Below are 5927 nucleotides of genomic sequence, written 5' to 3'. Positions count from 1 at the left end.
GAACCCGGTGTTCCCGCCCGGCCCGGCCGCCCCGGCGGGCGGTTACGGCTACCCGCCGCCGGCAACCGGCCCGGCCGCCCCGGCGGGGGGCTACGGCTACCCGCCGCCCGCCGGCTCCCGACCCGCCGAGCCGGGAGCGGCCCGATGAGCGAGGTCAACCACCAACTCGTCAAGCGGTTCCGCCAGGAGTGCGGCGACCGCCTCGCCGAGCAGCGCCGGGCCGATCAGGCGAGCGGCCTGCGGGCGATGACCCCCGAGGACGAACGCCACTACGCCCGCGCCGTCATCGCGCAGGTCCTCGAGGAGTACGTCCGCGAGGAGATCTCCCAGGGCCGTCCGCCGCTGGACGCGCAGTCCGAGGAGGCGTACGCCGCCGCCGTGCACGCCGCCCTGTTCGGCGTCGGCCGGCTGCAACCCCTCCTGGACGACCCCGAGATCGAGAACATCGACATCAACGGCTGCGACCAGGTCTTCATCGGCTACGCCGACGGCCGGGAGGTGCGCGGCGAGCCGGTCGCCGAGAGCGACGAGGAACTCGTCGAACTCATCCAGGTGCTCGGCGCCTACTCCGGACTGTCCTCGCGCCCCTTCGACTCCGCCAACCCCCAGTTGGACCTGCGGCTGCCCGACGGCTCCCGGCTCTCCGCCGTCATGGACGTCACCCGCCGCCCCGCGCTGTCCATCCGCCGGGCCCGGCTGGGCAAGGTCTTCCTGGCCGACCTGATCGGCAACGGCACCGTCACCCCCGAGATCGGCAGCTTCCTCGCCGCCGCCGTCCGGGCCCGCAAGAACATCATGATCGCCGGCTCCACCAACGCCGGGAAGACCACCCTGCTGCGCGCCCTGGCCAACGAGATCCCGCCGGAGGAGCGGCTCATCACGGTCGAGCGCGCGCTGGAGCTGGGGCTCGACCAGTTCGCCGAACTCCACCCCAACGTGGTGGCCTTCGAGGAGCGACTGCCCAACTCCGAGGGGCAGGGTTCGATCTCCATGGCCGAACTGGTCCGCCGCTCGCTGCGCATGAACCCCTCCCGGGTCATCGTCGGCGAGGTCCTCGGCGACGAGATCGTCACGATGCTCAACGCGATGTCGCAGGGCAACGACGGCTCCCTGTCCACCATCCACGCCAACAGCTCGCAGGAGGTCTTCAACCGGATCTCCACCTACGCCCTCCAGGCCGCGGAGCGCCTGCCGATCGAGGCCAGCCAGATGCTCATCGCGGGCGCGGTCAACTTCGTGGTCTTCATCCAGCGCCGCAACCTCTACGGGCGCGGCGGCACCCTGCGCCGGCTGGTCACCTCCGTGCGGGAGGTCAACGGCGTGGACGGCCGGGTGCTCTCCAGCGAGGTCTTCGCCGAGGGACCCGACGGCGTGCCGCGCGCCGCCGCCGCGATCTCCTGTGCCGACGAGCTGGCCCAGCACGGCTACCACGGAATGTGGGGGTGAGCGCGCCGTGCCGACGAGTGGATTCCTCGACCCCGACTTCCTCGCCGCCCTGGCCGCCGGTGTGGCGGTCGGCGGTGGCCTGGCGCTGCTGATCACGGCGCTGCGCGGCCTGCCGCCGAAGAGCGCGGAGGAGCGCGAGCGGGCCGAGCGGCGCCGTGCCGAACTCGCCCGCTTCCTCGGGCGGCGCACGATGATCGCCGTCCTGCTGTCCCTGCTGGTGCTGCTGTTCACCCGCTGGCCGGTCGCCGCCCTGGCCACCGCCCTGCTCGTCTACACCTGGGACCGGCTCTTCGGCGGTGCCGCCGAGGAGCGCGCCGCGATGCGGAGGGTGGAGGCCCTGGCCTCCTGGACCGAATCGCTGCGCGACACCATCGCCGGCGCCGTCGGTCTGGAGCAGGCCATCCCCGCCTCCGCCCGGGCCGCCGCCCCGGCGCTGCGCGAGCCCCTGGCCAACCTGGTGGACCGGCTGCGCTCCCGCATGCCGCTGCCCGACGCCCTCCAGGAGTTCGCCGACGAACTCGACGACTCCTCGGCCGACATCATCATCGCCTCGCTCATCCTCAACGCGCGGCTGCGCGGTCCCGGCCTGCGCGAGGTGCTCGGCGCGCTGGCCCGCTCCGCCCGCGAGGAGGTGGACATGCGCCAACGGGTGATGGCCCAGCGCGCGTCCACCCGGCGCAGCGTGCAGATCGTGGTCGCGGTCAGCGTGCTCTTCCCGCTCGGCCTGGCGATCTTCAACCCGTCCTTCGTGGAGCCCTACGGCGACCCGCTGGGTCAGGCCGTGCTGGGCGTGGTCTGCCTGCTGTTCGGCCTCGGCTTCTGGTGGATGCGCAGCCTGGCGAAGATCCAGGTGCCCGAGCGGTTCATGACCGGACGCGCCGCGGCCGGGCGGCCGGGGGGCCTCCCGGCCGCCGACCGCCGCGCGGAGCAGGCCCCGCTGCCCGGTCTCGGCCGGCTGCCCGGCCGGGGCTCCCGCCCGACGGCCGGCACGGGAGCCGGCAGGGGCACGGGCGCGGCGGGGGACCCCGCCGGGGGCGGAACCGGGTGGCGACCCTCGGACGGGACCCCCCGTCGCGACGGACGGGACGGAAGGGGGACCCGCGCATGACCACGGACATCACCGGCCCGGTGATCGTCGGGGCGGTCTTCGGCCTCGGTGTGTACATGCTGGTTCGCGCCCTGGTGCCGACCCGCCGCAGCGCGGTCTCCACCATCGCCCGGGTCGACGCGCTGCGTCACCGGGGCCCCGGCGGGGGGTTCCACCCCGCCGCCCGCGCCGAGCCGACCGAACCGGCCCGACCCTCCCGCCTGGACGAGTGGCGGACCAACGCCGGGCGGCAGCTCGCCGAGGCGTACCGCCGCCGCGGTTGGGAGCAGCGCTCGCTCCGCGCCGACCTGGCGCTGCTGGAGCGCGGCTGGGAGGAGTTCCTGGCGACCAAGGTCGTCATGGCGGCCCTGGGGCTGTTCTTCGGGCCGTTCCTGTTCGGGGTGATCTGGATGCTGGGCTTCGGCTCCAGCCCCTTCATCCCGCTGTGGCTCGCCCTGGTCTGCGCCCTCGGCTTCTTCTTCCTCCCGGACGTGGAGGTCCGCCGGGACGCCGCCGCCCGGCGCAAGGACTTCCGCCGGGTGATCGCCGCCTATCTCGACCTGGTCTCCATGAGCCTGGCCGGTGGCCGGGGACTGCCCGAGGCGTTGAAGGCCGCCTCCGAGGTGAGCGACAGTTGGGCGCTGGTGCGGATCCGCACCGCCCTCTCCGACGCCCGGATCACCGGCCTGAGCCAGTGGCAGGCCCTCGGGCGCCTCGGTGACGAGGTCGGCGTGGAGGAGCTGCGGGACCTGTCGAGTTCCCTGGCGCTGGTGGCCGACGACGGTGCCAAGGTGCGCACCTCGCTGGCGGCGCGCGCCGAGACCATGCGCAATCGCGAGCTGGCCGAGATCGAGGGGAGCGCGGGGGAGAAGTCGCAGTCCATGCTGGTCGCGCAGCTGTTGCTGTGCGTGGGTTTCCTGATCTTCCTGGTGTTCCCGGCGGGAATGCGGGTCTTCGGCATCTGACGCCGCGTCGGGGCCGACCGAGGGTGTGCGAGAGGACAACGATCGATATGCGACACAACGACATGACGAACACCGACATCGGAAGCGACACGGCGACGGGCGGGGGCCGGGGCGGACGCCTCGCCGGCTTCGCCCACCCCGTCGTGGGGTACCTGCTGGCCTCCCTGACGGTCCGGTACCGCCGGGTCCGCTCGGGCGAGCTGGACCGGGGTGCCTCGGCCATCGAGTGGGTCATCATCGCCGCCATCGTGGTGGGTCTGGTGGCCGGCATCGGCCGGATCATCATGTCCGCCCTGCAGGGCCGGGCGAGCGACGTCAGCGACTGCATCGCGGGCGTCCAGGACACCCAGAACTGCTGACCCGGTCGTGCGCGGAGTCGAGAGGGTGATCGCCGGGGTCCGGCGCAGGCTGGGCCCCGGAACCGACCGGGGCGGGAGCCTCGGGCGGGCCGGGAACGATCGGGGGGCGTCCGCGATCGAGTTCGTCGTGCTCACCCCGATCATGTTCTTCATGATCTTCGCGGCCGTGCAGTTCGCCCTCTACTCCTTCGCCGAACACGTGGCGAAGGCCGCCGCGCAGGCGGGGGCGCGCACCGCCCGGGCCGAGGCCGACGCGAATCCCGGCACCTGGGCGGGTTCGGCCTCGGAGAAGTCCTACGACTACCTCCACCAGATCGGTCGCGGCCTGTTCGAGGGCAGCCCCGTGGTCCGGGTGGAGCGGCCCGCCGAGTACACGGTCCGGGTCACCGTCACCGGGAACGTACCGACGATCGTGCCCGGCATGTCGTTGCAGGTGACCGCCGTCTCCGAGGGGCCGGTCGAACGTTTCGTGCCGGACGGGGGGTGAACCGTGCCACGGGGGAACACACCGACGCGGCCGGTCGGCGGACCGCGGGACCGGTCGGCCCGGCGCCCCGACGACCGCGGGGTCACGGCCGTGGAGCTGGTGCTGCTCGCACCGCTGATCATCACCTTCGTCCTGGTGCTCGCCGGCCTGGGCCAGATGGTCTCGGGGCGCAACGCGGTGGACGGCGCGGCGCGCGACGCCGCCCGGGCCGGCTCGCTGGAGCGCACCGCGGCCGAGGCGAGGGCCGCCTCCACCGCGGTGGTGGGGGACCAGTTGGAGCGCGTCTGCGTTCCCGGCAGCGTGCGGGTGCGCCCCACCGGGTCGGGCCACGAACCGGGCTCGCTCTACGCCGTGGAGGTCAGCTGTCGGGTGCGCGCGCTGGCCATGCTCGGCCTGCCGATCACCACCACCGTCTCCAGCACCTCCGCCTCGCCCATCGACCCCTACCGGAGGTCCGGATGAGCACCCGCCGGCACGCCGCGTGCCCCACCGCGCCGGACACCGCCCGGGACGACCGCGGGTCGGGCGCGATCATCGCCGTCTTCTTCGCCGTCGTCGTCCTCGGCCTGGCCGCGTTCATCGTGGACGGCGGCATGGCCATCGCCCAGCGCGAGCGGGCCATGGACATCGCCGAACAGGCCGCCCGCTACGCGGCCCAGGACCTCGACGAGGAGGCCCTGCGGGCCGGGGGCACGGTCGGCATCAACTTCGACAACTGTCCGGCCCGGGTCGCCGAGTTCGTCGGCGAGGTGAGTCTGAGCAGTGCCTCCGTCACCGGACACGACTGCACCGCCCACCCGCCCGACGAGGTGGGCGTGGAGATCGTGGTGACCTACCGACCGGTCTTCGCGGGCGTCCTCTTCAACACCCTGCAGGCCAGGGGCAGTGCCACCGCCCGGGCCGACACCGGCACCCCGCCGGCCCCCTGACCCGGGACGATCCCGACCCCTCCGAACGCCCCCTCGAAACGAACCGCGGCACCGAACCACCCACGGGAGCAGACCACATGGCGCGCAGCACCTCCACCGGGAGCGGCCCCCGGCCCGTCCACGTGCGGGTCGGTCGCTCCGCCGGCGACTGGCTGAAGGCGATCGCCGCCTTCCTCGCCCTGGCCGTCATGGTCGTCGGCGTGCCCCTCTCCCTGGCGTGGTTCATCGGGTGGCCGCTGCCCACCACCGCCCCGAGTTGGGACCTGCTCACGCAGGAGATCGGTACCGAGGTCTTCCTCAACGTGCTGGGCGTCCTGGTGTGGATCGCCTGGGCACAGTTCACCGCCTGCGTGATCGTCGAGATGCGCGCCGCCTTCTCCGGGATGGGCCTGCCCCGCCGGGTGCCCGGCGCCGGCCCCAGCCAGCTGCTCGCCCGCCAACTGGTGGGCGCGCTGCTGCTCCTGGGCTCCGCCGCGGCCGGCCTCGCCCCCGGCCTCGGCGCCATCGGCACCGACACCGAACGCCACCACCCCGGCGGCTCCGTCGTCGTCGAGGCGCAGCAGACCCCCGGTCAGGAGCGCGCCGAACGGGCTCCCGGCATCACCGACGCCGACCGGGCCATGGCCATCCCCCAACAGGAGGCGGGGGAGGGGG

At 73.8% G+C, this 5927-nt stretch carries 8 protein-coding genes; all 8 read left to right on the top strand.

Annotation, left to right across the window (positions count from 1 at the left end):
• Positions 1–144: 144 nt before the first annotated feature.
• A complete protein-coding gene (locus tag FOE67_RS14105) occupies positions 145–1446 on the top strand; it encodes a TadA family conjugal transfer-associated ATPase (RefSeq protein WP_182606326.1) in 1302 nt (433 codons plus the stop codon).
• A 7-nt stretch (positions 1447–1453) separates the two neighbouring features.
• Complete coding sequence (locus FOE67_RS14100) at positions 1454–2554, top strand: type II secretion system F family protein (RefSeq protein WP_182664184.1); 1101 nt, start codon at positions 1454–1456, stop codon at positions 2552–2554.
• Entirely contained in the window at positions 2551–3498 is a 948-nt protein-coding gene (locus FOE67_RS14095; protein ID WP_182664182.1) for a type II secretion system F family protein, read from the top strand. Before FOE67_RS14100 ends, FOE67_RS14095 begins: the two co-directional genes overlap by 4 nt.
• Positions 3499–3545: 47 nt before the next feature.
• Entirely contained in the window at positions 3546–3857 is a 312-nt protein-coding gene (locus FOE67_RS14090; protein WP_228473880.1) for a Flp family type IVb pilin, read from the top strand.
• A 7-nt stretch (positions 3858–3864) separates the two neighbouring features.
• A complete protein-coding gene (locus FOE67_RS14085) occupies positions 3865–4344 on the top strand; it encodes a TadE family protein (RefSeq protein WP_323384913.1) in 480 nt (159 codons plus the stop codon).
• Positions 4345–4434: 90 nt separating this feature from the next.
• Positions 4435–4806, top strand: a complete 372-nt coding sequence (locus tag FOE67_RS14080; RefSeq protein WP_323384911.1) for a TadE/TadG family type IV pilus assembly protein — start codon at positions 4435–4437, stop codon at positions 4804–4806.
• Positions 4803–5273 carry a TadE/TadG family type IV pilus assembly protein gene (locus FOE67_RS14075; protein ID WP_182664178.1) on the top strand — a complete coding sequence of 157 codons (471 nt, stop codon included), beginning with the start codon at positions 4803–4805 and terminating at the stop codon, positions 5271–5273. The genes FOE67_RS14080 and FOE67_RS14075 overlap by 4 nt, the downstream gene beginning before the upstream one ends.
• A 77-nt stretch (positions 5274–5350) precedes the next feature.
• The coding region (locus FOE67_RS14070; RefSeq protein WP_228473879.1) for an Asp23/Gls24 family envelope stress response protein at positions 5351–5927 on the top strand (577 nt) is incomplete at its 3' end.

It is taken from the genome of Streptomyces calidiresistens, from assembly GCF_014141525.1.
GTDB lineage: Bacteria > Actinomycetota > Actinomycetes > Streptomycetales > Streptomycetaceae > Streptomyces > Streptomyces calidiresistens.
The sequence above is the reverse complement of the archived record's forward strand: the minus strand, read 5'-3'. Positions and strand labels throughout refer to the sequence as shown.

Coding starts and splice junctions, on each gene's coding strand:
- FOE67_RS14105 (WP_182606326.1), top strand. CDS start 145: ATGAGCGAGGTCAACCACCAACTCGTCAAGCGGTTCCGCCAGGAGTGC.
- FOE67_RS14095 (WP_182664182.1), top strand. CDS start 2,551: ATGACCACGGACATCACCGGCCCGGTGATCGTCGGGGCGGTCTTCGGC.
- FOE67_RS14090 (WP_228473880.1), top strand. CDS start 3,546: ATGCGACACAACGACATGACGAACACCGACATCGGAAGCGACACGGCG.
- FOE67_RS14075 (WP_182664178.1), top strand. CDS start 4,803: ATGAGCACCCGCCGGCACGCCGCGTGCCCCACCGCGCCGGACACCGCC.